The organism is Camelimonas lactis (genome assembly GCF_004342915.1).
Taxonomy (GTDB): Bacteria; Pseudomonadota; Alphaproteobacteria; order Rhizobiales; family Beijerinckiaceae; genus Camelimonas; species Camelimonas lactis.
In genome coordinates, this window is record NZ_SLWL01000002.1 from 288,572 (window position 1) to 313,133 (window position 24,562).

At 67.5% G+C, this 24,562-nt stretch carries 19 protein-coding genes; 7 read left to right on the top strand and 12 right to left on the bottom strand.

The window, feature by feature from the left end:
* Window positions 1-63 precede the first annotated feature (63 nt).
* Window positions 64-1,932 carry an ABC-F family ATP-binding cassette domain-containing protein gene (locus tag EV666_RS04290; protein ID WP_132003595.1) on the top strand — a complete coding sequence of 623 codons (1,869 nt, stop codon included), beginning with the start codon at window positions 64-66 and terminating at the stop codon, window positions 1,930-1,932.
* A gap of 360 nt (window positions 1,933-2,292) precedes the next feature.
* Here the strand turns inward: EV666_RS04290 and EV666_RS04295 are convergent, their stop codons facing one another.
* The 4 genes from EV666_RS04295 to EV666_RS04310 form a co-directional block, all read right to left on the bottom strand.
* Window positions 2,293-2,811 carry a hypothetical protein gene (locus EV666_RS04295; protein ID WP_132003598.1) on the bottom strand — a complete coding sequence of 173 codons (519 nt, stop codon included), beginning with the start codon at window positions 2,809-2,811 and terminating at the stop codon, window positions 2,293-2,295.
* A gap of 112 nt (window positions 2,812-2,923) precedes the next feature.
* Complete coding sequence (locus EV666_RS04300) at window positions 2,924-4,633, bottom strand: S10 family peptidase (protein WP_207906327.1); 1,710 nt, start codon at window positions 4,631-4,633, stop codon at window positions 2,924-2,926.
* Window positions 4,634-4,889: 256 nt separating this feature from the next.
* Window positions 4,890-5,342, bottom strand: a complete 453-nt coding sequence (locus tag EV666_RS04305; RefSeq protein WP_132003601.1) for a DNA polymerase III subunit chi — start codon at window positions 5,340-5,342, stop codon at window positions 4,890-4,892.
* Between the two features lie 114 nt (window positions 5,343-5,456).
* The gene (locus EV666_RS04310; protein ID WP_132003604.1) at window positions 5,457-7,070 is read right to left on the bottom strand and encodes a leucyl aminopeptidase; all 1,614 of its coding nucleotides are present in this window, start codon (window positions 7,068-7,070) and stop codon (window positions 5,457-5,459) included.
* A 524-nt stretch (window positions 7,071-7,594) separates the two neighbouring features.
* Here EV666_RS04310 and lptF point away from each other — a divergent pair.
* The 5 genes from lptF to rsmA all read left to right on the top strand — a co-directional run bounded on the left by lptF (window position 7,595) and on the right by rsmA (window position 14,498).
* A complete protein-coding gene (lptF, locus tag EV666_RS04315; protein ID WP_132003607.1) occupies window positions 7,595-8,758 on the top strand; it encodes an LPS export ABC transporter permease LptF in 1,164 nt (387 codons plus the stop codon).
* 16 nt (window positions 8,759-8,774) lie between these two features.
* Window positions 8,775-9,863 (top strand): LPS export ABC transporter permease LptG, encoded by a 1,089-nt coding sequence (gene lptG, locus EV666_RS04320; RefSeq protein WP_132003610.1) that lies wholly within the window; start codon window positions 8,775-8,777, stop codon window positions 9,861-9,863.
* 242 nt (window positions 9,864-10,105) lie between these two features.
* Complete coding sequence (locus EV666_RS04325) at window positions 10,106-12,628, top strand: LPS-assembly protein LptD (RefSeq protein ID WP_132003613.1); 2,523 nt, start codon at window positions 10,106-10,108, stop codon at window positions 12,626-12,628.
* Window positions 12,625-13,641 carry a 4-hydroxythreonine-4-phosphate dehydrogenase PdxA gene (gene pdxA, locus EV666_RS04330; RefSeq protein ID WP_132003616.1) on the top strand — a complete coding sequence of 339 codons (1,017 nt, stop codon included), beginning with the start codon at window positions 12,625-12,627 and terminating at the stop codon, window positions 13,639-13,641. The genes EV666_RS04325 and pdxA overlap by 4 nt, the downstream gene beginning before the upstream one ends.
* The gene (rsmA, locus tag EV666_RS04335; RefSeq protein ID WP_132003619.1) at window positions 13,638-14,498 is read left to right on the top strand and encodes a 16S rRNA (adenine(1518)-N(6)/adenine(1519)-N(6))-dimethyltransferase RsmA; all 861 of its coding nucleotides are present in this window, start codon (window positions 13,638-13,640) and stop codon (window positions 14,496-14,498) included. Before pdxA ends, rsmA begins: the two co-directional genes overlap by 4 nt.
* A 183-nt stretch (window positions 14,499-14,681) precedes the next feature.
* Here the strand turns inward: rsmA and gmk are convergent, their stop codons facing one another.
* The 7 genes from gmk to fabD form a co-directional block, all read right to left on the bottom strand.
* The gene (gene gmk / locus EV666_RS04340) at window positions 14,682-15,350 is read right to left on the bottom strand and encodes a guanylate kinase (RefSeq protein WP_132003622.1); all 669 of its coding nucleotides are present in this window, start codon (window positions 15,348-15,350) and stop codon (window positions 14,682-14,684) included.
* Window positions 15,351-15,356: 6 nt separating this feature from the next.
* Entirely contained in the window at window positions 15,357-16,238 is an 882-nt protein-coding gene (locus EV666_RS04345; RefSeq protein ID WP_132003625.1) for a YicC/YloC family endoribonuclease, read from the bottom strand.
* 246 nt (window positions 16,239-16,484) lie between these two features.
* Complete coding sequence (gene mltG / locus EV666_RS04350; protein WP_132003628.1) at window positions 16,485-17,822, bottom strand: endolytic transglycosylase MltG; 1,338 nt, start codon at window positions 17,820-17,822, stop codon at window positions 16,485-16,487.
* A 343-nt stretch (window positions 17,823-18,165) separates the two neighbouring features.
* Window positions 18,166-19,431: a beta-ketoacyl-ACP synthase II gene (fabF, locus tag EV666_RS04355; RefSeq protein WP_132003631.1), complete on the bottom strand. Its 1,266-nt coding sequence runs from the start codon at window positions 19,429-19,431 to the stop codon at window positions 18,166-18,168.
* Window positions 19,432-19,706: 275 nt separating this feature from the next.
* Complete coding sequence (locus EV666_RS04360) at window positions 19,707-19,943, bottom strand: acyl carrier protein (protein WP_132003634.1); 237 nt, start codon at window positions 19,941-19,943, stop codon at window positions 19,707-19,709.
* A 376-nt stretch (window positions 19,944-20,319) separates the two neighbouring features.
* Window positions 20,320-21,057, bottom strand: a complete 738-nt coding sequence (fabG, locus tag EV666_RS04365) for a 3-oxoacyl-[acyl-carrier-protein] reductase (RefSeq protein ID WP_132003637.1) — start codon at window positions 21,055-21,057, stop codon at window positions 20,320-20,322.
* Between the two features lie 124 nt (window positions 21,058-21,181).
* Entirely contained in the window at window positions 21,182-22,126 is a 945-nt protein-coding gene (fabD, locus tag EV666_RS04370) for an ACP S-malonyltransferase (RefSeq protein ID WP_132003640.1), read from the bottom strand.
* 269 nt (window positions 22,127-22,395) lie between these two features.
* Here fabD and rpoZ point away from each other — a divergent pair, with 269 nt between their 5' ends.
* Window positions 22,396-22,794 (top strand): DNA-directed RNA polymerase subunit omega, encoded by a 399-nt coding sequence (gene rpoZ / locus EV666_RS04375; RefSeq protein ID WP_132003643.1) that lies wholly within the window; start codon window positions 22,396-22,398, stop codon window positions 22,792-22,794.
* A gap of 180 nt (window positions 22,795-22,974) precedes the next feature.
* On the opposite strand, the gene EV666_RS04380 is transcribed toward rpoZ, so the two are convergent.
* Window positions 22,975-24,264 carry a DUF1576 domain-containing protein gene (locus EV666_RS04380; protein WP_132003646.1) on the bottom strand — a complete coding sequence of 430 codons (1,290 nt, stop codon included), beginning with the start codon at window positions 24,262-24,264 and terminating at the stop codon, window positions 22,975-22,977.
* Window positions 24,265-24,562 lie beyond the last annotated feature (298 nt).

The window sequence follows — 24,562 nt, forward strand, 5'->3', positions numbered from 1 at the left end:
CACGACACGCCCAGACGGTTTTTGCGACTTGCGCGACGGCGCGGCCGGGGCCAAAACCCGGCCATGCTTACCATCAGCGACCTGACCTACCGTCTCGGCCCCCGCATCCTGTTCGACAGCGCCAGCGCCGCCATACCGGATGGCGCGCGGGTCGGCTTCGTCGGTCGCAACGGCGCCGGCAAGTCCACCCTGTTCCGCCTGCTCACCGGAGAGATTTCCTCCGAAAGCGGCGCGTTCTCCCTGCCCCGTCATCGCCGCATCGGCGCGGTGGCGCAGGAAGCGCCTTCCGGCCCCGAGCCGCTGGTGGAGGTGGTGCTGGCGGCCGATACGGAGCGCGCGGCGCTGCTGCGCGAGGCGGAGACGACAACCGACCCGATGCGCCGGGCCGAGATCGAGACGCGGCTGGTGGACATCGACGCCCATTCCGCACCGGCTCGGGCGGCGGCCATCCTTCACGGCCTCGGCTTTGACGCGGAAGCGCAACTGCGGCCCTGCTCCTCCTTCTCCGGCGGCTGGCGCATGCGCGTGGCGCTGGCGGCGGTGCTGTTCGCCGAACCGGACCTGCTGCTGCTGGACGAGCCGACCAACTATCTCGATATCGAAGGCACGCTGTGGCTCTACGACTTTCTCGGCCGCTATCCGCACACGGCGCTGGTGATCAGCCATGATCGCGAACTGCTCGACGAGGCGGTGGACCACATCCTGCACCTCGACCGGGGCAAGCTGACCCTGTATCGCGGCGGCTACACCTCATTCGACCGGCAACGCCGGGAAAAGATGGCGCAAAACAACGCCCTGCGCGCCAGACAGGAGAATGAGCGCAAGCACATGCAGGCGTTCGTCGACCGCTTCCGCGCCAAGGCGACCAAGGCGCGGCAGGCGCAGTCACGGCTGAAGCGGCTGGAGAAGATGGAGCCAATCGCCGCCATGACCGACGAGGCGGTGCTGCCGTTCAGCCTGCCGGGTCCCGAGCGGCCGCTGTCGCCGCCGATCATCGCCATGGAGGGCGTTGCCGCCGGCTATGGCGAGCGCGTGGTGCTGAAGAACCTCAACCTGTCGATCGCGCCAGACGACCGCATCGCCCTGCTCGGCCAGAACGGCAATGGCAAATCCACCTTCGCCAAGCTGCTCGCCGGCTCGTTGCAGCCGCTCTCCGGCGCCATGGCCCGTTCGGGCAAGCTGGAAACCGCCTTCTTCGCCCAGCACCAGCTCGACGTGCTGCGCATCAACGACACGCCGTTCCAGCACGTGGCCGTGCTGATGCCCGGCGCGCCGGAGGCGAAAATCCGCGCCCGGGCGGCGCAGATGGGTTTTCCGGGGCAGAAGGCGGACACGCCGGTGTCGTCGCTCTCCGGCGGCGAGCGCGCCCGCCTCACCATGGGTCTCGCCGCCTTCCACGGGCCGCACCTGCTGATCCTCGACGAACCGACGAACCACCTGGACATCGACAGCCGCCAGGCGCTGATGGAGGCCATCAACGACTATCCTGGCGCGGTGGTGCTGGTGAGCCACGACCGCTTCCTGGTCGAGGCCTGCGTCGACCGGCTGTGGCTGGTGGCCAACGGCTCGGTGAAACCATTTGATGGCGATCTGGATGACTACCGGGCCCTGGTGCTCGGCGGCGCCGACGCGGGCAAACCCCGCGCCGACAACCAGGGCAACGAACAGGCGGAGCGCCGCCGGCAGGCGGCGGAGCGCCGCCAGGCCCAGGCGCCGCTGCGCAAGCGGCTGGAAGCGCTGGAGGCGCGGATCGAGAAGCTGACCACCGCCGTCAACAAGGTCGACGCGGCGCTCGCCGAAGGCGACGCCTTCGCGAAGAATCCGGCGAAGGCGGCGGAGCTGGCGAAAATGCGGGCCGACGCAGCGGAGGCCATAGCCACCGCCGAGGAGGAATGGCTGGAGATCTCGTCGCAGCTGGAGAGCGGCGGCTAAGCGCGGACGCTTCGCCATACGGCGGCTGCCCCCTGGCCAGGCCCAGCAGCAAGATGGCCGCGTGCCTTTTTGCCATTCAACAGGCGGCGGCCGCGCTTCGCCCGGGCGACGCCGCCATGACAACCCTGACCGCGTCATGGCCGCTTGCCGCGGGCGCCCACGCGCCGCCGACCGGGGGCGACCATTTGCACGAGCCAGCGTTCGTGGATGGCTTTCGTGGATGGCCAGAACGCGCGCGTCATGACCCGGCGGGGGCGTGATCAGCGCTCGGGGGGAGCCTTGTGGGCGACCGGATCGCCGGCGTGTCGTGGGTGATCGCGGCGCCGGCAGGCGTCCGAGGCGGGACGCAGCGCCGTCCGGTCATTCGACGATGCGCACCAGCTTGTTGTCGGAGAACAGATAGACCTTTTTTCCGGTCGGCTCCTGATACAGCACCTGAACCTCGCGTTGCCCCTTGCCGCTGCCGCCAACCAGCACGTCGACCGGCGCGCCTTTGGCGGCGACCAGGGCGCATTCGCTGATCCCCGGCACGATAGCGGCCGGAGCCGGGCCGGCGAACGGCTGCGAGCAGGTTCCGTCAGCGCGCAACACCGGCCCGTAATTGGGCGCAGGGGCTGGCGAACTGTAAACCGAGGTTCCGGATGGGCCGGTCTGCTGGGCATGGACGCCGCCCGAGCCGACTGACGCCGAGGCGCTGCGGTCATTGGCGACGCCAATGGCGCTGATGTTGTAGGAGCAGCCCGCCAGCGCGACCGCCAGCGCCGGCGCGATCACCGCCGCCACGCGGCGCTGACCCGCGCGGCGTTCCCCAACCATGGTTGGGACGAGACTGGCCAAACCGGGCTGCGAGCGATCAAACTGCGCGTGATCCAACTGCACCTGATGATCCTTCATGTGGTTGCGGAAAGGGCGCGACGTTTTTCAGACGCGCTTCCCGGGCGTTGTCCTGTCCCTCCGGCCGGACGCGTTCGCGCTGGCGCGGGACGCAGCCTCAGCGGCCCCGCTCTGGCGCGGCGCCCGGCGTTTCCGCCGCCTTCCCTGCAGGATACAGCTTTCGCGCATCTTCCAGGAACGCGCGGCGCGAAGATTCGCGTGTATAGAACATGTGGCCGCCAGGATAGACGCGCAATGGCGTGCGGTCGGCGCCGCCAATGGCCGGCAGGGAATCCAGGTCGAACTTCGACTGGAAGTACGGCGTGACCAGATCGCCATAGCCGTGAACGACCAGCACTTTCATCTTCGGATCAAGCGCCAGCGCGGCGCGCAGGTCGGAGAGCGCCTCGGGCGGACGCAAGCCGCCTCCCCAGTCCCAGCCGCGATTGACCCGGTCGGAGAGCAGGTGATAGCGCCCTTCCGGCCGCCAGCCGATGGTGCGGGTGATTTCATCGACCGCCGCGCTGGCCAGCGGCGCCTGGGCGCCGTCGAGAATCGGATCTTCGTTGCGGGCCATCAGGGACATGGGCCAGGGATCGGGCCCGCTGACATTGCCGTCATACTGGCTGACCACCTCGTTCTGGCCCTTGCCGGTCCCGTCCCGCCGGAACTCACGCGAAAACGTGCGGCCGTCCAGGCGTCCGCCAAGCCGGGCCACCAGCGCCGGATCGAGGCCGGTGAATTCCGCCACCTTCGCGTTGATGCGGCGCTGGGCGTCCGCGTCGCGCGGTCCACGCAGCAGATCAGCCACATAGGGACCACGCGCGTAATCCTCCGCCGCTTTCAGCGCCTCCGGCGTCAGCTTGCCGTCGCGCTCCAGCCGCGCCGCCGCCATGGACGGAAGCAGCGCCGCCTGGCCGATCACCGGATCGGTCTGGGCGCCAAGACGGGCGAAATCAAGCACAGGCGACAGCATCACCACGCCGTTGACGCCGATGCCCTCGCCGGTCTGCAGGGCGCTGGCCAGCTTGGGGGCGCGAAAGCCGCCATAGCTTTCGCCGACGAGATATTTGGGCGACGTGAGCCGGCCAGTGTCCGTCAGATAACGGCTGACCACCCGGGCCAGCCCCTTGATGTCGCCGTCGACCGACCAGAAATTCTTGCGCAACGCCTCCTTGTCGCTGGCAAGCCGGCTGAAGCCCGTGCCGGGCGGATCGATGAACACCAGATCGGTGAACGGCAGCCAGGTTTCAGGATTGTCGCGCAACAGCGGCGCATCGGAAGGCGCATCGCCCTGATTGCCGAAGCTGACGGTGCGCGGGCCAAGGGCGCCAAAGTTGAGCCAGGCCGACGAAGCGCCAGGGCCGCCGTTGAACACAAACGTGATGGGTCGCGCCGCCGCGCTTCCCCGCGCCCCGTCGCTGGCGGATTTTGAACCATTGCCCGAGCCGGCTTTGTCGTCCGCATCCCGGCGCACGTAGGCCACGTAGGCCACCTCGGCCTGCAAGGCGCCGTTGGCGTCGCGCAGCGGAATGCTGCCGGCGGTCGTGACGTAGCGCAGTGGCTTGCCGGCGATATCGATTTCGCGAACAACGCTACGCGGCGCCGGCAGACGTTCGCGCGCCGCGCTGGCGTCCTGCGACGGGGATTGGGATTGGGGCTGTGCGGGGGATGATGGGCCAGCCGCCGGCGCGGCCGCTTCGTCCGCGGCGTGGGCGCCAGACAGGGTTGGGCCGGTCAGCATCGCGGCGACCATCAGGGCGGCCAGCACGGTTTTCACGGTTTCCGTCCGCCGCGCGTGGCGGCAATGGCGATCGACCGGCTGCATGGCCTTCCTTTCGGTTGAGAAGCTGACGTGGGAACCGCTCGCGGCGCACAATGGACGGCGTGCGCCTGCCGGAAGCGGCCTCACCGTTCATATGGGATCGCGGATGGGATCCACCATGCCAGCCGGCTCCGGCAAGAACGGGGTGCGACAGCCGCGAACTGCGTGGGACTTCATATGACTGTTCAGGAACCCTGCCCCGATTCAGGGGCGGAAGTTTGACGGGCGGCTCCAGCTGGCGCGCGCAACCAGGGCCGGCTCAGGCCTTTTTCTCCCAGCGCCCCTGATCGTTCTGTTGCCAATAGGTCGCATCAGCGCCAAGCGCCTTCACCTTGCGCCAGTCCTCGCGCGCCGCCGACAGCGCTGCTTCATCGGCGCCGTCGAACATCAGCACGACGCGCTCCCAGGCCGAAAGATCGTCCGGCGCCCGGGCCCCATGGACCAGGAAGCGGACGTTCGCGTTGTTGGGATTGCCAGGCTCGCAGACCAGCGCCACCGGCTGGCTGGCGATGTCCGGCTCCCGGGCGGAACCGTGGGGCAGGAAGCTGTCGTCGGAAAACGTCCACAGGTGATCATCGAGCGCGGCCATGCGCTGCTCATCGCCCGCCTCCACCACCACGCGCCAGCCCCGCTCCAGACTGCGCAACAGCAGCCCGGGCAACACCGCCTCAACGGGCTGCCGCTGCAAATGGTAGAACAGAACTTCCGCCATCCGTGGTCCGTTCCTTTGGGCCGCCCTGAAGGCAGGCGCCGGAGTTGCGCCCGCCAGTCCGGGTCTTCCCGCCGCCTGTCAGGGCGCTCCCGCCCCGACAGGGGGCGCCGCGCCTCAGTTTTCGTAATTATCTGCCACCAGGCGGTCGAGCAGGCGCACGCCCCAGCCTGGCCCCCACGACTGGTTGATGTCGCTGGCCGGCGGGCCCATGCCGACGCCGGCGATGTCGAGGTGCGCCCAGGGGGTGTCGCCAACAAAGCGCTTCAGAAACTGCGCCGCGGTGATCGAGCCGCCGAAACGGCCGCCGGTGTTTTTCATGTCGGCGAATTTGGAATCGATCATCTTGTCGAAAGCATCGCCCATCGGCATGCGCCAGACGGTTTCGCCGGTCGCCTCGCCGGCGGCCGACAGCTGGCCGGCGAGCGGATCGTCGTTGGCGAACAGGCCGGCGTGCTCGTGGGCCAGCGACACCAGGATGGCGCCGGTGAGCGTCGCCAGGTCGATCATGAAACGCGGCTTGAAGCGCTCTTTCGCGTACCAGAGGATATCCGCCAGCACCAGGCGGCCCTCGGCGTCGGTGTTGATGATCTCGATGGTCTGGCCGGACATTGAGGTGACGATGTCGCCGGGGCGCTGGGCGGCGCCGTCGGGCATGTTCTCCACAAGGCCAATGACGCCGATGGCGTTGACCTTCGCGTTGCGGGCGGCGAGCGCGTGCATCAGGCCCGTGACGCAGGCGGCGCCGCCCATGTCGCCCTTCATGTCCTCCATGCCGGCGGCCGGCTTGATGGAGATGCCGCCGGTGTCAAAGCAGACGCCCTTGCCAATGAACGCCACCGGCGCGTCGCCGGAGCGGCCGCCGTTCCAGCGCATCACCACGACGCGCGGCGCGAAGGCCGAGCCCTGGGCGACGCCGAGCAGCGCCCGCATGCCAAGCTTGGCCAGCTGCTTCTGATCCAGCACCTCGACCTCGACGCCGAGCTTCGACAGCCTGGCGGCGCGGTCGGCGAAGGCCTCCGGGTAGAGCACGTTCGGCGGTTCATTGACCAGGTCGCGCGCCAGGATGACGCCGCCAGCCACCGCTTCGCGGGCGCGCCAGGCCTTGCGGGCGGCGGACGGGTCGGCGAGATAGATGGCGAAATCGCCGCCCGAGGCGCCGTTGTCGTCATCCTTCTTCTTCGTTTTGTACTGGTCGAAGCGATAGGCGCGCAGTTGCAGGCCCAAGGCGAAATCAGCGGCCGCGCCCGCGCCGGCCGGCGACGCGCCGGACACGGCGTCACCAGTCGCGGCGCCCTTTTTGGCGGCCTTTTTCGCGGCTTTTTTCCCGTCCTTCCCCGAGGCGCCGTCAGGCGCGTCTTTCTGGTCGCCCGCGCCCGTCGCCGGGAAGTCGAACACCACATGGGCGGCGCGGCCAGCGCCGACCTTGCCCATGACCACGCCGCCGAGGCGGGTGAAATCGATGCTGGCGCGGGCGCGGGCGTCGCCAAGGCCGACGACGACCAGCCGGTCAGCGGTGATTCCCGCCGGCGCGGTGACAACCATGGCGCCGCGCGCCTTGCCCTTGAAGCGCTCGACGGCGGCGGCGCGCGACACCAGCGCCTGGGCGGCGGCGCCCAGCAGATCCTGGGCCAGCGGCGTCAGCTTCAGATCATCGCCAACAAAAACGACCACATCGCCGCCGACAATCGGCTCGACGCTCCGGAAATCAACCTTGATACGATCGCTCATGAAACCCTCGATCCGGGCCGGGCTCCGTCTGGGGCTCCGGTCTTTCCTGCTGAATTGCATTCCCTGACGCGAAACCAGGCCGCCCCGACCGCTTCCACGCCCAACCATGACATACTTATAACCGCATGCCCGGCGCCCGTAAGGCGCCGCCATCCGCATTTGACGACGCCCCCGGGGCCAGCGAAGCGCCCGGAGCGCGGCGCCTTGAAAAGGCCTTTTGCGCTTGCGCAACTTCCGCCGCAAGCCGGCCGACCCGGACACACAGCCCCGGACAGGCGCCGCCCCTCTTAACGTGACGCCCGCGCCAGGCTACAGGCAGTGGGATGCATTTGAAGCAAAGAGACACGGGCTCTTCAACAGGGGCTTCGCCGGAGCGACGCCATTCCGGCGACAACGTTTCCTTCAGGCGGCGCGATTACCATGACGCCTGAAACCGCCGTCGCGGCAGCTCCTGTCGCGACATGCCCGTCAAACCTGAACGGAAGCTTGCGCCATCAGGGGGCAAAAGGTCCAGAGCACGCCGCATGACACTGATCGAACGCTATATTTTCCGGAACGTCCTGACCGGCTTCATCAGTTGCCTGCTGGCGCTGACCCTGGTGATCTGGATCACCGAGGCGCTGAAACAGATGGACCTGCTGACCGGCAAGGGCCAGACCATCTGGGTGTTTTTCACCGTCACCGCCCTGTCGCTGCCGGCGCTGATCACCGTGATCGCGCCGGTCGCCCTGTTCATCGGCGCCGTTTACGCCCTGAACAAGCTGAACGGCGACTCGGAGCTGATCGTCATGAGCGCCGCGGGCGTATCGCCCGGCCGCCTGCTGCGGCCGTTCGGCTACGCCTCCCTCGCGGTGGCGCTGCTGACGGGCTGGATGACCATCTGGCTGATGCCCAACAGCTTCCAGGGCCTGCGCGACCTGGTGACCAACATCCGCGCCGATTTCGTCGCCAATATCGTCAAGCCGGGACAGTTCACGGCGCTCGATAGCGGCGTGACCTTCCATTACCGGGAACGGCAGGGAAACACGCTGCTCGGCATCTTCTTCCAGGACCGGCGCGAGCAGGGCAAGACCTCGATCTATCTGGCCCAGCGCGGCCAGACGGTGGAGCTGGACGGCCAGAGCTACCTGGTGCTGGAGAAAGGCTCGATCCAGCGTCAGGACGGCGGTAACGGCGACAACTCGATTGTCAACTTCGACCGCTACGCCATTGATCTTTCAGCATTTGGCGGCGAAGGCGGCGAAGTCGTGTACAAGCCGCGCGAGCGTTCGACCTCGGACCTGCTCAACCCCAATGTGAACGACGGCTATTACAAGATGCAGGCCGGCCGCTTCCGCGCCGAGTTGCACGACCGCTTCGCCGCGCCGCTCTATCCGGTGGCCTTCATGCTGATCGCCTTCGCCGCCCTGGGCCAGGCCCGCACCACCCGCCAGGGGCGCGGCTTCGCCATGATCATGGCGCTGGTCGGCGTGGTGGCGGTGCGCGTGCTGGGCTTCCTCGCCTCGTCGGCGGCGGTGCGCTCGCCGGCGGGCGTCATCGGCATCTACGCGGCGCCGCTGCTGGGGAGTTTTTTCGCCCTGTTGCTGATCTTTTTCCCCGACCGGGTCGCCGTATTGACCGACCGCCTCGACGCCGCACGGGCGCGCCTTGCGGCGCGCCTGCCCGCCCTGCCGCTGCGGCGCGCCTGATGAGCACCCCCCGCGCATGATCATCGGACCCACGCTTGGCCGCTATTTCGCGCGCCATTTCATCCGCGCCGTGCTGATCGTTTTCGGCACGGTGTTCGCCCTGATCTACACCCTCGACCTGGTGGAGCTGATGCGCCGGGCCGGCGACGCCGAGGGCGCCTCCACCTCGATGATGGCGATGCTGGCCCTGTTCCGCACCCCGGCGGTGGCGGAGCAGGTGCTGCCATTCGCCATCCTGTTCGGCGCCATGGCGACGCTGCTCAACCTCAGCCGCAAGCTGGAGCTGGTGATCGCCCGCGCCGCCGGCGTGTCGGCGTGGGAGTTCCTGCAACCGCCCGTGCTGGTGGCGTTGCTGGTCGGCATCGTCGCCATCACCGTCTACAATCCCTTCGCCGCCCATCTCAAACAGCACGCCTCCAGGGTGGAGGCCCGCATTTTCGCCAAGAGCCAGAAGTTCCAGCCCGGCAAGGAGCAGTGGCTGCGCGAGCGGCGGCCGGAGGGCGAGGTCATCATCCGCGCCGACCAGGTGATCGAGAACTCCACGACCCTCAACCGGGTGACGTTTTTCAACTTCAATCCGGACGGCAGCTTCCGCGATCGCATCGAGGCCAGGACCGCAACCCTGGAACATGGTTACTGGAATGTTGCCGATGGCCGGGTGATCTCGGCGGGCGCGCCGCCGCAGCCGTTTTCCACGAAACGGATCGCCAGTTCGCTCGACGCCGATCAGGTGCGGCAGGCGTTCACGCCGCCGGAAAGCGTGCCTTTATGGCAACTTCCACAGGTTATCGAGCGCACGGAAAAAGCTGGTCTGGATGCAACGGCTTACCGGCTCCAGCTCGACGTGCTGATCGCCCGGCCGATGCTGTTTGTCGCGATGGTGCTCGTGGCGGCGTCATTTTCCTTAAGGTTTTTCCGATTTGGTGGCGTCGCCAAAATGGTTCTCAGTGGTGTCGTCGCCGGCTTCGTGCTTTATGTGGCGACTGAGCTCATGCAGGACCTTGGCGGCTCCGGTATGTTGGGAACGGCGGTGGCCGCCTGGTTCCCCGCGGTCACCGGCGCGCTCCTGGGCGTGCTCGCCCTCCTCTATCAGGAGGACGGCTGAACCCGGGCGCCCGGGGCGGACGGCCCCGCGCGCAACCGCCTGGGTCCAGGGGCCATTCGCGCCAGGGTTTCTGGCGCAAAGGTCCCTGGCGCAAAGGTCCTTGGCGCAAAGGTCCCTGGCGAAGGACCCCCGGCGCGACAGCGCCCACGCTTAACCGGCCGCCGCCGCGAGGCGACGTCCCAGCACACGGCGTCCACGGCGGACTTTGAAGTCCTCGCCCGCGGACGGGATGGAACGGCAGTATGAAGTCACGGATTGGCATGGTTGCGTTGAGGGCGATCGCAGCGGTTCTGCTGACGAGCGCGGCCCCGTGCGTCCTGTCGGCCCAGACCCTGAACGACGCGCTGCAAGCGAAGTCACAGAAGCAATCGGGCGAGAAGGACAAGCTGCTCGTGGAAGCGGGCGAGCTGGTCTACAACAACGACAAGAACACGGTATCGGCCGTGGGCGACGTGCACCTGTACTACCAGGGCCGCACCCTGCAGGCGGATTCCGTCACCTATGACCGCAACTCCCGCCGCGTGTTCGCCACCGGCAACGCCCGCATCACCGAGGCGGACGGCACGGTCATCACCGGCGACCGGTTCGAACTCACCGACAATTTCAAGGACGGCTTCATCGACTCGTTGCGCGTGAAGCGCACGGGCGTGTTCGCCGGCAAAACCGTCACCACCCGTTTCACCGCCCCCCGGGCCGAGCGCACCGCCGGCGAAACCATGGTGTTCGACAAGGGCACCTACACCGCCTGCGAACCCTGCGCCGAAAAGCCGGACAGGCCGCCGCTGTGGCAGGTGCGCGCCGCGAAGATCATCCACAAGAACGAAGAGCGGATGATCTATTACGAGGACGCCACGATTGAGTTCGCCGGCATCCCGATGGCGTACATTCCGTACATGTCCGCGCCGGATCCGACGGTGAAGCGCAAGACCGGCTTCCTGTCGCCGCGCTTCATCGCGACCTCGGCCACCGGCTATGGCGTGGCGCTGCCGTACTTCATCAATATCGCCCCCAACATGGACCTGACCCTGACGCCGACCTACATGACGCGGCAGGGCTTCCTGGGCATGGCCGAATGGCGCCACCGGCTCGAAACCGGCAGCTACAACGTCCGCGTGGCGGGCATTTTCCAGCAGGACAAGGACGCCTTTCTCGCCTCGCCCATCGGCCCGCGCGACAAGGACTTCCGCGGCTCCATCGAGAGCGCCGGCCGCTTCTACATCAACGACAAATGGCAGTACGGCTGGGATGTCGCCCTGCTGAGCGACAAGTGGTTCCTCGACAACTACAAGATCAAGTCGGAAAGCCTCTCGACCACCTATTTCCGTGAATCGACCTCGACGGTATTTCTCACCGGCAAGGGGGAACAGGGCTTCTTCGACCTGCGCGCCTATTACTTCAAGGCCCTGTCGAGCCTTGACTGGCAGAAGCAGCAGCCGGTGGTCCACCCGGTGCTCGACTACAACAAGTCCTTCAACGCGCCGGAATGGCTTGGCGGCCAGATCACCGTCGACACCAATGTCACCAGCCTCAGCCGCGACCAGGCGTTCTTCCAGCAGACGCCGGACATGCTGAACAACTGGCTCGGCTACTATTCGAACTGCGCCGTCTACGAGAAGGGCCGCTGCATCATGCGCGGCATGGCCGGAACCTATTCACGCGCCAGCGCCGAGGTGTCGTGGAAGCGCAAGTTCATCGACCCGTTCGGCCAGGTGTGGATGCCGTTCGCCTCCATGCGGGTTGACGGAACCTGGACGCGCGTCGATCTGGACGGTCCGCTGAACAGCAAGATCCCGAACTTCATGGATCCTGATCCGGACGTGCTCGGCCGCGTCATGCCGGCGGTGGGCCTGGAGTATCGCTACCCCTTCGTGGCGACGACCTCGGGCGGCCTGACCCACACCATCGAGCCCATCGCCCAGATCGTGGCGCGCCCCAACGAGACGCGCATCGGCAAGCTGCCGAACGAGGACGCCCAGAGCCTGGTGTTCGACGACACGACCCTGTTCGAGTGGAACAAGTTCTCCGGCTATGACCGCGTCGAAGGCGGCGTGCGCCTGAACTACGGCCTGAAATACGCCGTGACCACCGAAGGCGGCGCCTACGCCGACATGCTGTTCGGCCAGTCGGTGCAGCTCGCCGGCAAGAACTCCTTCTCGGAAGGTTATCGCGACCCGAGCAACACCGGCCTCGACTCCGGCCTCGACCGCCAGGCGTCCGATTATGTGGGCCGCGTCCATATCCAGCCCAACAGCCGCTATTCGTTCACCGCGCGGGGCAGATTCGACCAGGAAACCTTCGCGCTGAAGCGGATGGAGCTGACCAGCAGCATGAACTTCGGCGCCATGCAGGCCAGCCTGACCTATGGTCAGTACGCCGCGCAGCCGGCGCTGGGCTATGCGGTGCGTCGCCAGGGTCTGGCGCCGTCGCTGAGCTATCAGGTCACCCAGAACTGGCGCCTGAATGGCAGCGTGCTGTTCGACCTGAGCGCCCAGAAGAACGCCAGCCAGTACTTCATGTCCAACCCGCTGGCCACCAGCTACGTCAAGGCGCCGTTCGGTTCGATCGCCTCCACATCGTTCGGCGTGCAGTACCAGGACGAGTGCACCACCTTCGCCGTGGTCTACACCAACACCTACAACGATCCGACCACGGGCGTGCGCACCAACAACCAGAGCATCATGCTCAAGCTTGAGCTGACGACGCTGGGCGCGGTGCAGCTCAGCCAGTCGGTCGGCAATTCGACGCGCGACGGCGTCTCGCCATGACGCAGGGCGGCGCGCTGGCGCTCACCATGGGCGATCCCGCCGGGATCGGCCCGGAGATCGCCGTGGCCGCCTGGCTTCAGCGCCAGCAACTGCCGCCGTTCTTTGTGGTTGGCGACGCCAGCGCGATGACCCAGGCGGCGCGCGCCCGGGGCGTCGAGGTCGCGGTTCTGTCCGCGCCTCCTGGCGTCGGCGAGCTTCCGGCGGAACGGCTGCCGCTGCTGCCGGTGAACGCAGCGTCTGCGCCCGCTATTCCTGGCCAGCCTGATCCGGCCAATGCGGCGGCCACCATCGCCGCCATTACCGGGGCGGTCGCCCTGGCGCTGAGCGGCGCGGCGGCGGGCGTGGTCACCAATCCCATCGCCAAATCGGTGCTGTACGCGGCCGGTTTCCGTCATCCGGGGCACACCGAATTCCTCGCAGAACTGTGCGCTGACGACGCCGGCCAGGCGCCGACGCCGGTGATGATGTTATGGTGCGAAGAACTGGCCGTGGTTCCCGTCACCATTCATATTCCGCTGGCGGAGGTTCCGCGCCGGCTCACCACAGCGTCGATCATCGAGACCGGGCGCATCGTGGCGCGCGATCTGGCGCAACGTTTTGGCGTCGCCCGCCCGAGACTGGCGGTGGCGGGGCTCAATCCGCATGCCGGCGAGAACGGGGCGCTGGGCGCGGAAGACGCCGCCGTGGTCGCGCCGGCGGTCGCCGCGTTGCAGGCCGCGGGTATTGACGCCTTCGGACCGCTGCCGGCCGACACCATGTTCCACGCCCGGGCGCGCGCCGGCTATGACGCGGCGTTGTGCATGTATCACGATCAGGCGCTGATCCCGATCAAGACCATCGCCTTCGATGAGGGCGTCAACGTCACCCTCGGCCTGCCGGTTATCCGCACCTCGCCAGACCATGGCACGGCGTTCGATATCGCAGGAAAGGGCGTGGCGCGGCCAGACAGCCTGATGGCCGCCCTGCGTCTCGCCGGGCGACTGGCCGGCGCCAGCGGAGCCGCCCGCCCATGATCGACGCCCTTCCCCCCCTGCGCGAGGTCGTGGCCGCCCACGGGCTGGAGCCGCGCAAGTCGCTGGGCCAGAATTTCCTGTTCGACCTGAACCTGACCGCCAAAATCGCCCGCGCTTCCGGCCCACTGGATGGCGTCACGGTGATCGAGGTGGGGCCAGGCCCTGGCGGCCTGACCCGGGCCCTGCTTGCTGGCGGCGCCCGTGAAGTCATCGCCATTGAGCGCGACCAGCGCTGCCTGCCGGCGCTTGAACAGATCGCCGCCCATTATCCGGGGCGCCTGCGGGTGATCAACGATGACGCGCTGAAGGTGGATTTCGCCGCCCTCGCCGGCCCCGGCGCCGGGCCGCTGCGCATCGTCGCCAACCTGCCCTACAATGTGGGCACGGCGCTGCTGATTGGCTGGATCACCACGGAGGCATGGCCGCCGGCGTGGGAGTCGCTGACGCTGATGTTCCAGCGCGAGGTGGCGGAGCGTATCGTCGCCGGGCCGTCGGCTCCGAACGACTACGGCCGGCTCGGCGTCCTGTGCGGCTGGCGCACCGAGGCGCAAATCCTCTTCGACGTGCCCCCCGCCGCCTTCACGCCGCCGCCGAAGGTCATGTCGTCCGTGGTGCGCATCACGCCGCGCCCGACGCCGGAGCCGTGCCGGCTTGCGGCGCTGGAGGCGGTGACCCAGGCGGCGTTCGGCCAGCGCCGCAAGATGCTGCGGCAGAGCCTCAAAGGGGTAAGCGGCGACCCGCTGGCCTTGCTGGCGCGCGCCGGCATCGACCAGACCGCCCGCCCGGAGACGGTCCCCGTCACGGGGTTCGTGCGCCTTGCCAATGAGCGTGAAGCCATGCTGGCGGAAAGCGCCTGAAGCTCAGCCCGAAAGCCGCGCCGTCCGGGCGCGCGCGTTTAACCTGGAGCACGCGCATTTAAACGGCGCGCCATTTTCTCCATCGCCCTGCCGCCGCGTTTCGCATGCGGCTGGCCACTCATGGATGGACAGATGGCGACGCCTGGCGCGCAACTGTCCTTGGGGTCCGCCCGGGATCGCGCCTCAGTCGTGCCGGGGCAGCGGGCCTTCCATCAGGCTGGCCACCAGCGGGGCCAGCGCCGTCTGGCGGCGACGTTTCAGGCGCTCGGCGGAAATGATGGCGATCAGCGCGTTGTAGCTCTCATCCAGGTCCTCATTGACCAGGACGTAATCATAGGCGTCCCAATGGGCGATCTCGTCGCGGGCGGCGGCGAGACGGGCGTCGATGACTTCTTTGGCGTCCTCGGCGCGACGCACCAGGCGATTGCGCAATTCGACCATGGACGGCGGCAGGATGAAAACGGTCACCACGTCGTCCGGCATTTTCCCGACCACCTGGTCAGCGCCCTGCCAGTCGATATCGAAGACCATGTCGTGGCCTGCGGCGAGGCTTTTCTCCACGGCCCCGCGCGGCGTGCCGTAGAAATTGCCATGCACCTCGGCCCACTCCAGATAGTCGCCGCGATCGCGGCCAAGCTCGAATTCCTCGCGGCTAATGAAGTGATAGTCCTGGCCGGCGATCTCCGACGGCCGCCGCGCCCGCGTCGTGACCGACACGGACATGCGCATCTGCAATTCGTGCCGCTGCAACAGCCGGCGCGTCAGGGTCGATTTTCCGGCCCCGGACGGCGAGGACAGGATCAGAACGAAACCACGCCGGGTCACGGGCGCGTCGGGGATGTTGGCTTTCATGGGGCGTTACTCGACGTTCTGAACCTGCTCGCGGAATTGCTCGACCACGGTTTTCAGGTCAAGCCCAACCGCGGAAAGGCTGGCGTCATTGGCCTTGGCGCACAGGGTGTTGGCCTCGCGGCCCAGTTCCTGGGCCAGAAAATCCAGTCGCCGGCCAACCGCGCCGCCTTCATCCAGCAAGGCCCGCGCCGCCGCCACATGGGCGTGCAGGCGGTCGATTTCCTCGCGGATGTCGGCGCGGCTGGCCAGCAACACCGCCTCCTGGTGCAGGCGCTGGGGGTCCAGCGCCACCGAACCGCCGGTCAGCAGGGCGATCTGGTCGTGGATGCGGCGACGGATTGCTTCCGGCTGGCGGGCCGGCGACGCCTCCGCCTTGACGGTCAGCGCGGCGATGCGGTCGATATGGCCGCGCAGCACGGCTTCCAGCGCCGCGCCCTCGCCGGCGCGGGCGGCGACCATCGCCTTCACCGCAGCGCCGGCCGTGGCGGCGATCGCGGCGAACGCCTCCTCGTCCGGCGCGCTGTCGGCGTCGACGCTCTCCACAACGCCGCGAACGCCCAGCACCGCGTCGAGGGTCAGGGGCGCCATGTCCGCCGGCCGCTCAAGATCACGAAAGGCGTCAATCACCATGCGCGCCACTTCCAGGTTGACGCGAACCCCGGCGGCGGCGGCGGCGCTGGCGACGGTGAGCGACACATGGCAGGCGCCGCGCCGCACGGCCCTGGCAAGCGACTGGCGCATCGCCTCGCCGCTGCGGTCATAGCCGGGCGGCGTGCGCAGGCGGATATCCAGGCTGCGCCCGTTGACGCTTCTGATCTCCCACGCCCAGGAGAGCGCCCCGTGCGCACCCTCGGCCCTGGCGAAACCGGTCATGCTGGCGATGGCCATACCGCACACGCTCCTGCTGTTCGTTTGCCACGGCGCCTGGCGCGCCTTTCCGGCGGAACCGGGTCCCGGCGGGTCAAAACATCATAAAATCAAAACAGACCGGCGCCCGCTTCAATGAACGAACGCCGCCTTTCTCCCGTCTCCTGGCGGAAACGGGTCGCAATCCCGCGCCCAGGCCCCCATGAAACGCCGCCGCGCCATCCAGGGGACGGCGCGGCCAGCGGGAACCATGCGGGTGAAACAGCGTCACCGGACCTTTGGCACAACCTGCGGGGAATTCAGGTCATAGGTCTTGTTGAGCAGCGGGTCCTTGTCCGTGCCCTCTGAAGCGTCGAAGGCGCGGGGACGGCCGCCGGGCGACTGGGGGGCCTCCGCCGTCGGGTCCGCGCCGCCGGGAGCGCCGCCAGCCTCGCCCTCCGCCGGTTTGCCCTCCGCCGGTTTGCCCGCAGCGTCGTCCTGGGCCTTCCGGCTGCTTTCGATCTGGCGCAGGCGGCTGACGCCGCGATTGTGCTGGTCCAGCGTCTCGGAGAACGTGTGGCCGCCCGTCCCGTCAGCCACGAAATACAGATCGCGGGTGCGCGAGGGATTGGCCACCGCCTCCAGCGCGGCGCGCCCGGGATTGGCGATGGGGCCCGGCGGCAGGCCGTTGATGGTGTAGGTATTGTAGGGCGTCGGCGTGGTGATGTCGGCCCGCGACAGCGGCCGGCCCAGCGCGCCCTTGCCGCCGACGATGCCATAGACGATCGTCGGATCGGACTGCAGGCGCATGCCCTTCTGCAACCGGTTGATGAACACGCCGGCCACCCGGGTGCGCTCGTCCGCCCGGCCGGTTTCCTTCTCGACGATCGAGGCCATGGTCACCAGTTCCTCGGGCGTCTTCAGCGGCAGGTCCGGCGCGCGGCGGGCCCAGACTTCCGCCAGCACCCGCCGGCCGTCCTGACGCATGCGGTCGAGGATCTGCTGGCGCGAGGCGCCGCGCGAGATGCGGTAGGTTTCCGGCAACAGGGCGCCTTCCGGCGGGATTTCGGTGATCTCGCCCGTGAGCAGGTCGGCGTCGCGGAGACGGGCGACAATCTGCTCGCTGGTCAGCCCTTCGGGCACGGTGAAGTTGTGCAGCACGGTCTTGCCGCTGACCAGCGTGTCCATGACCTCGCGCAGGCTGGCGCCCTTGCGGAACAGGTATTCGCCGGCTTTCACGTCGTCATTGGCGCCGGACACATAGACGCCGGCCAGGAACAGGGTCGGCTGGGAAATGACGCCTTCGCGCTGGAGCGAATCGGCGACGGCCCGCGCCCCGCCCTTGACCATGACCACCTTGTCCGCGGACAGCGGCCCGGGGGCGTTGAACTCGCTTTTGAGCACATAAACCGTGCCGCCAACCGCCAGGGCGCCCACCACGATCGCGGTGAGGAAATTGCTCATGCTATTAACGAAGCCGCCCCGTTCGCGCCGCCGGCGCGGCGGCGGCGGCGGCACAACCTCCGGCTTGATCGCCTCGGTCGGACTTTTCAGCGAACGGACCCGCGCCCCTTTCTCCGGGGCCGGGTTTGCCTTGCCAATGGACGTCCTGTTGTTGTCGCTCATCCCTGGTCCGTTCAAATCCGCTCCTGCTCACATACCCGCCCAGGCGTGACCTGGGCCATCATCGGGGGTTGGGAAACCCACAGGGCCAGCAGACATGTGACGGGAGCATCAGATGGCGCCAGCGGCGCGCCAGGGCGGGCGAATCGCCCGCCTGACGTCCTGCTCGCGGAAGATTACCACTCCGCCAGCGGCCGCGCGCGCAGCCCCTCCGCATTGGCCGCCGGGGAACAGCCGGACGCCGGCGCATCCAGCTTTATCGCAGCTCCCGGAGGCCGCGAAACTGGCGCGGAGCATGAACGCCGAATGCGACGAAAACGCGCCGGCGCGACGAAACAGACGCGGGTCAGGCCGCGAAGCGACGGAAGATCACCGACGCGTTGGTGCCGCCAAAGCCGAAGGAGTTCGACAGGGCCACATTCACATCACGCTGGCGCGCCACATGGGGCGTCAGGTCAATCGTCGTTTCAACCGACGGATTGTCGAGGTTGAGCGTGGGCGGCACGATCTGGTCGCGGATCGCCAGGATGGCGAAGATTGATTCCACGGCGCCGGCGGCGCCCAGCAGGTGGCCGATCGACGACTTGGTCGACGACATCGAGATCTTGCCGGCCGAATTGCCCAGCAGCCGCTCAACCGCGCGCAGCTCGATCTCGTCGCCCAGCGGCGTCGAGGTGCCGTGCGCGTTGACGTAATCGATATCGGAGACGGAAATGCCGGCGCGCTTCAGCGCCGCCTGCATGCAGCGGTAGGCGCCGTCGCCATCTTCCGCCGGCGAGGTGATGTGGTGAGCGTCGCCGGAAAGACCGTAGCCAATGATTTCGCCATAGATCCTGGCGCCCCGCGCTTTCGCGTGCTCAAGCTCTTCCAGGATGACGACGCCGGCGCCCTCGCCCATGACGAAGCCGTCACGGTCCTTGTCATAGGGGCGCGAGGCGCGGGTGGGGTCGTCGTTGAAATTTGTGGACAGCGCCCGGCAGGCCGCGAAACCGGCGATCGACAGGCGGTTCAGCGGCGATTCCGTGCCGCCGGCGACCATGACGTCGGCGTCGCCCAGCGCCACGAGGCGGGCGGCGTCGCCAATGGCGTGCGCGCCCGTCGAGCAGGCGGTCACCACCGAATGGTTCGGGCCCTTCAGGCCATGCCGGATGGAGACGTAGCCGGACGCCAGATTGATCAGGCGGCCCGGAATGAAGAACGGCGACAGCCGGCGCGGGCCCTTCTCGTTGAGAATGGTCGACGCCTCATAAATGCCGCCGACGCCGCCTATGCCTGAGCCGATCAGCACGCCGGTGGCGTTTTGATCGTCGGCGTCTTTCGGCTCCCAGCCCGCGTCTTCGAGGGCCTGCTGGGCCGCCGCCATGGCGTAGACGATAAAGGGATCGACCTTGCGCTGGTCCTTCGGATCCATCCACTGGTCGGGATTGAAAGTTCCGCCGGAGCCATCGCCCAGCGGAATCTGGCAGGCAATGCGACAGGCGATATCGGAGACGTCGAACGTCGTGATGGCGCTGGCGCCGCTTTTGCCGGCGAGCACATTGCTCCAGGTTGCCTCAACATTGCCCCCAAGCGGGGTCACCATGCCAAGCCCTGTGACAACAACCCGTCTCATTGTCATGCCGTTCTGTCCCGGAGCCGGCTGCATGGGGCGGGATGAAAAAAGTCATCGCCACGCGCATGCAAGGGGCGCCTGTTAAAAGCATTGATACTTTGGGCGCGCCCTGCCTTTTACCCAGCAATCCGTGCAAAAAACAGAACGTGTCCAACGCGGTCAGTCATGTTTCGAGGGCCAGAAGGCCCCCGAAATGCGCGGCTGCCCTCCACGGGCGGCGCGGCGGCGCGCCAGCCCGGGAACAGCGGCCGGTAATGTCAGGAACTGACGCAGGCTCAGGCCGCGTTCTTTTCCAGGAACTTGATCGCGTCGCCGACCGTCACGATGGTCTCGGCGGCGTCGTCCGGGATCTCGACGTTGAACTCTTCCTCGAACGCCATCACCAGTTCGACCGTGTCGAGGCTGTCGGCGCCGAGATCGTCAATGAAGTTGGCGTTGTCCACGACCTTGTCGGCTTCCACGCCGAGATGTTCGACAACGATCTTCTTAACGCGTTCAGCGATGTCACTCATCGTTCGGTCCTCGTTTCATTTTGCAGATGGCGTATGGCCGCCCGATTTTCGAGTTGCCTGGTTCGGAAGCCATGGCCAGTTCGCGCCGTTAATCGTCGGATCAATCCTGCCCGTCAAGGCGCCTTGTCCATTGCTAGTGCAAGCCTGCTTTTGCCTGTCGCGTCAAGTACCCTCGCGGCAGGCCGGCCCTGTTAACACACCGGAAACCGCCTGACGAGGGGCGGCCCGGCGCTTTCCAGAGGCGTGGACGCCGGGTTGCGACGCCCGGCGGAGGGACCGGATTCACAGCCCGGCCCCAGTCCGAATCATGAAGGCGACCAGCAGGCGACGCCGCCGGATCGCGTCCGCCAGCCCTGGCGGCGCCTGCCGCCGCCGGTCAGATCATCGCCATGCCGCCGTTAACGTGCAGGGTCTGGCCGGTGACGTAGGCCGCCTCTGTCGAAGCGAGATAGGCCACCGCCGCGGCCACGTCGCCGCCCTCGCCCAGCCGCCCGGCGGGGACGTTCGCCAGAATGGCCTCACGCTGCCTGTCGTTGAGCGCGTCTGTCATTGGCGAGGTGATGAAGCCGGGGGCCACGCAATTCACCGTGATGTTACGGCTGGCCACCTCGGCCGCGAGCGCCTTGGTCATGCCCACGAGGCCGGCCTTGGAGGCGGCGTAATTGCCCTGGCCCGGGTTGCCCGTGGTCCCGACAACCGAGCCGATGTTGATGATGCGGCCGAAACGGCGGCGCATCATCCCTTTGGTGGCGGCGCGCATCAGACGGAACGAGGCGGTGAGATTGACGGCGATCACCGCGTCCCATTCCTCGTCCTTCATGCGCATGAACAGATTATCGCGGGTCACGCCGGCGTTGTTGACGAGGATGTCGAGGCCGCCGAGGGCGGCTTCCGCCGCCGGAACCAGCGCTTCCACAGATTCGGCGCTCGACAGGTCGGCGGGAACCACATGGGCGCGCCCGCCCAGTTCGGCGGCCAGCGCCTCCAGCGCCTCGCGGCGGGTGCCGGACAACGCCACATCGGCGCCCTGGGCGTGCAGGGCGCGGGCGATCGCCCCGCCAATGCCGCCGCTCGCGCCCGTAACAAGCGCCTTGCGGCCAGTCAGATCAAACATGCATATCTCCATTTGGCGGCGGCGCCATGCTTGAGCGTTACATTCACACTTCAGAACATGGCGCTGAAATAGCGGCAAAAACCGGAATCGTTGACGGCGCAACCACGGCGGGCCAGCGCGCCTGTCAGCCCCTGGCGGCCACGAACGCCTTCACGTCATCCGCCGAGCCAACCGCCACGCCCTTGCCGTTGCTGGCGATGCGCTTCACGAGGCCGGTCAGCACCTTGCCGGCGCCCACCTCATAAAAGGTCTCAACGCCCTGGTCCGCCATCCAGGCCACGCATTCGCGCCAGCGAACCGTGCCGGTGACCTGCTTCACCAGATTGGCGCGGATGGCGTCGGGGTCGGTTTCCGCCTGAGCGGTGACGTTGGCGACCAGCGGCGCCAGCGGCGCGGAGATGGTCACCTGCGCCAGCGCTTCAGCCATGGCCTCGGCGGCCGGCTGCATCAGGGCGCAATGGAAGGGAGCGGAGACAGGCAGCAGCATGGCGCGCTTCGCCCCACGCTCCTGGGCGATCGGCAGGGCGCGCTCCACGGCGGCGCGGGCGCCGGAGATCACTACTTGGCCGCCGCCATTGTCATTGGCGGCCGAGCAGACCTCGCCCTGGGCGGCCTCGCGCGCCACGGCGTCGGCCGCGTCGAACTCCAGACCGATCAACGCCGCCATGGCGCCATGGCCAACAGGCACGGCCTTCTGCATGGCGTCGCCGCGAATGCGCAGCAGGCGGGCCGTATCGGCGAGGGTCAGGCTGCGGGCGGCGGCCAGAGCGGAATATTCGCCCAGCGAATGGCCAGCGACGAAGGCGGCCTCCTTCGCCAGATCCAGCCCGGCTTCCGTCTCCAGCGCCCGAATCGCCGCCATGCTCACCGCCATCAGGGCCGGCTGGGCGTTGGCGGTCAGGGTCAGCTCATCGAGGGGCCCTTCCCACATCAGCTGGGACAGATGCTGGCCAAGCGCGTCGTCGACCTCGGCGAACACCTCGCGCGCGGCCGCGAAATTGTCCGCCAGGGATTTGCCCATGCCGACAGCCTGGCTGCCCTGTCCGGGGAAGGTGAAAGCTGGTTTCATCGTGTTTCCATCCATGCTGCGACGACTGTAATGCATCATGACCAGGGCGCGCCGGCGGGAAAAGCGCGCGCCGGCGGGGAAAACCATGGAGCGCCTGCATGATGGCCGGCGTTTCCACGCCATGGTTCGCTGCGGCGGGCAGTGGCGCCGACCTGGCGGCCTGTCAAGTCGCGGGCGCGCGGGCGGGCCGGAAAAGCTTGCGCCAGCGGACGCCAACGTGTATCTGAACCTGATTCCGCACCATTCAGATCCTTTGAAGGGAGCCCTTAATGGCTCGCGTCACCGTCGAAGACTGCATCGACAAGGTTGATAACCGTTTCGAACTGGTCCTGCTGGCCGGCTATCGCGCCCGCATGATCTCGTCCGGCGCGCCGCTGACCGTGGATCGCGATCGCGATAAAAACCCGGTCGTCGCCCTGCGTGAGATCGCCGACGAGACGATTTCCGTGGACGACCTCAAGGAAGACCTCATCCACTCCATGCAGAAGCATGTGGAAGTGGACGAGCCGGAAGAGGACGCCGTGCCGAGCCGCGCCTCCATCGGCTCCTCGGTCAGCGCCCGCAACGACGACGATCTCCAGGAATTCGATCGCATGAGCGAGGAAGACCTGCTGCGTGGTCTGGACGGCCTGGTGCCGCCGGCGCAGACCGACGACGACGAAGGCTGAGCCTGGCGCCAGCCTGCTACAGATCGCAAGAAAGCCTGGCCAGCCGCCGGGCTTTTTTGTTGCCCGCGACAGGCCCCCGGCGCCCGGAGCCGGGCGCGCGCCTGGCCGCGGCGCCCTGCCCCGGCCCGGTTAACCGGTCGTTCCCACGCCCCGGGGACAGATGTCCAGGGGCGCGAAGCGTCAAAGTCTTTCCGGCGGGTCAACCCCGAACCTGGACTGGATGGCGACGATGACCGGCTCGAGCGCCGAGGCGACAATGCCGGCCGCGAAACCATTGTTGTACAGGTTGAGGCCACCATGGACGACGCCGACGCTGAGAGCGGCGGATGAGTGCAGAAAACCGGCGACAATGCCCCAATGCCAGCCAAAGCGGCCGGCGATGGGGGCCAGCGTCGTGCCGAACAGCGCCGCGAGCACAATGGACGGATCGGCGGCGTTCCAGGGCTTGGCCAGCGAGCCGATGAACACCCCCGCCATCACCGGGATGAAGTTGCGCGGATGCTTGCCGAAGGCGGCGAAGCCAACGATTGACAGGATGGCGCCGATCACCGGCCCGTTCAGGTCGCCGCCGACAAGCAGGACATAGGCCATGCCGATGAAGCCGCTGACGCCCATGTTCACGAAGGTCGGCCCCGCCCCGACCAGTGAAATGAAATCGCTGGGGGTGCGGCCGTCGAGGGCGAAAAGGTCTTTCATTTTCGCCAGCGCGCGCCGGTCGACCAGAAGACCAAGGCCAATCAGGCTGGCGAACAGCACGCAGAGAAAACCGCCGAGCAAGGCGTTGTTGCCGCTGGTCCAGATGAACACCGGCTCGGGAATGAAGCCGTAGGACTGATAGAGCGCCACGACGATCGTGCCGATGATGCCGGCCGTGAAGCCCATGTTGTAAAGCGTGAACCCGTCATGGGCCCGGAACAGCTGCGCGGCGGCCGGCGGCAGGACGAAGCCCATCAGCACCCCGGCGCCCAGCGCCAGCGGCAGGGACTGGTGGATGGGCATCAGGGAACTGAAGAGAATCTCGGAAAACACGGGCGCCAGGGCGCAACCGAAGAACGCGGTGTTGATATGCCGCGAGAATGGCTCCCGCCTGAAGCGGCAGTACAGCCAGACCCCGCCGACAATGGGCCAGATGTTCAGGAGGTTCTTGCCGAACAGGGCGAACCCGAGAATCAGCATCAGACAGGCGATGGCCCCACCGCCAATGGCGACGCCTGATACGCGATATATCCCCGCCACAACCAGGGTCAGCAACCCGGCGTTGACGCAGGCCGCCCCAATGCCGCCCACGCCCATGTAATCGGTGATCAGCGTGTCGCGGACAAAGAGGATCTTGCCGAGCCCGAGAAAAACCTCCCGGGGTCCCGATACGGCGAAACCAAAAACGATAAAGATCGCGGCGAGCCCGCACACAACCAGCAGCAACGCTCCATCCGGCAGGCTTCTTTCAGGAGCCGCCCCAGCCTCCGTCATCCGGACCCTCCCGTTATGGCGCCCCCGCCGGCGCCCTTGCGCCTGACGCCGCTCGCCATCGGCGGCTTCGTCATGGCGCGCCGCGCGCGCCCTGCTACTTCGGGCCCAGCTCCTGCTCCCGCTCTCCTGCGTCGCCGGTCGCGGGTCACCAGTTTCTGTGGGCGGACGTCACACCACACAAATTGGGGATCAGCTGAACAATTGGCCTTTCACACGACCGCCAGTATGGCAGATACTTCATTTGATGTCTGGCGCTGAACAGTCATCTGTTCATCCATATTCAGTGAAGGGGATTGTC

What these genes read in the sequence shown, in the direction of transcription:
- EV666_RS04290 (WP_132003595.1), top strand. Translation starts at nt 64, where the DNA reads ATGCTTACCATCAGCGACCTGACCTACCGTCTCGGCCCCCGCATCCTG.
- EV666_RS04300 (WP_207906327.1), bottom strand. Translation starts at nt 4,633, where the DNA reads ATGCAGCCGGTCGATCGCCATTGCCGCCACGCGCGGCGGACGGAAACC.
- EV666_RS04305 (WP_132003601.1), bottom strand. Translation starts at nt 5,342, where the DNA reads ATGGCGGAAGTTCTGTTCTACCATTTGCAGCGGCAGCCCGTTGAGGCG.
- EV666_RS04310 (WP_132003604.1), bottom strand. Translation starts at nt 7,070, where the DNA reads ATGAGCGATCGTATCAAGGTTGATTTCCGGAGCGTCGAGCCGATTGTC.
- lptF (WP_132003607.1), top strand. Translation starts at nt 7,595, where the DNA reads ATGACACTGATCGAACGCTATATTTTCCGGAACGTCCTGACCGGCTTC.
- lptG (WP_132003610.1), top strand. Translation starts at nt 8,775, where the DNA reads ATGATCATCGGACCCACGCTTGGCCGCTATTTCGCGCGCCATTTCATC.
- EV666_RS04325 (WP_132003613.1), top strand. Translation starts at nt 10,106, where the DNA reads ATGAAGTCACGGATTGGCATGGTTGCGTTGAGGGCGATCGCAGCGGTT.
- pdxA (WP_132003616.1), top strand. Translation starts at nt 12,625, where the DNA reads ATGACGCAGGGCGGCGCGCTGGCGCTCACCATGGGCGATCCCGCCGGG.
- rsmA (WP_132003619.1), top strand. Translation starts at nt 13,638, where the DNA reads ATGATCGACGCCCTTCCCCCCCTGCGCGAGGTCGTGGCCGCCCACGGG.
- gmk (WP_132003622.1), bottom strand. Translation starts at nt 15,350, where the DNA reads ATGAAAGCCAACATCCCCGACGCGCCCGTGACCCGGCGTGGTTTCGTT.
- EV666_RS04345 (WP_132003625.1), bottom strand. Translation starts at nt 16,238, where the DNA reads ATGGCCATCGCCAGCATGACCGGTTTCGCCAGGGCCGAGGGTGCGCAC.
- mltG (WP_132003628.1), bottom strand. Translation starts at nt 17,822, where the DNA reads ATGAGCGACAACAACAGGACGTCCATTGGCAAGGCAAACCCGGCCCCG.
- fabF (WP_132003631.1), bottom strand. Translation starts at nt 19,431, where the DNA reads ATGAGACGGGTTGTTGTCACAGGGCTTGGCATGGTGACCCCGCTTGGG.
- EV666_RS04360 (WP_132003634.1), bottom strand. Translation starts at nt 19,943, where the DNA reads ATGAGTGACATCGCTGAACGCGTTAAGAAGATCGTTGTCGAACATCTC.
- fabG (WP_132003637.1), bottom strand. Translation starts at nt 21,057, where the DNA reads ATGTTTGATCTGACTGGCCGCAAGGCGCTTGTTACGGGCGCGAGCGGC.
- fabD (WP_132003640.1), bottom strand. Translation starts at nt 22,126, where the DNA reads ATGAAACCAGCTTTCACCTTCCCCGGACAGGGCAGCCAGGCTGTCGGC.
- rpoZ (WP_132003643.1), top strand. Translation starts at nt 22,396, where the DNA reads ATGGCTCGCGTCACCGTCGAAGACTGCATCGACAAGGTTGATAACCGT.
- EV666_RS04380 (WP_132003646.1), bottom strand. Translation starts at nt 24,264, where the DNA reads ATGACGGAGGCTGGGGCGGCTCCTGAAAGAAGCCTGCCGGATGGAGCG.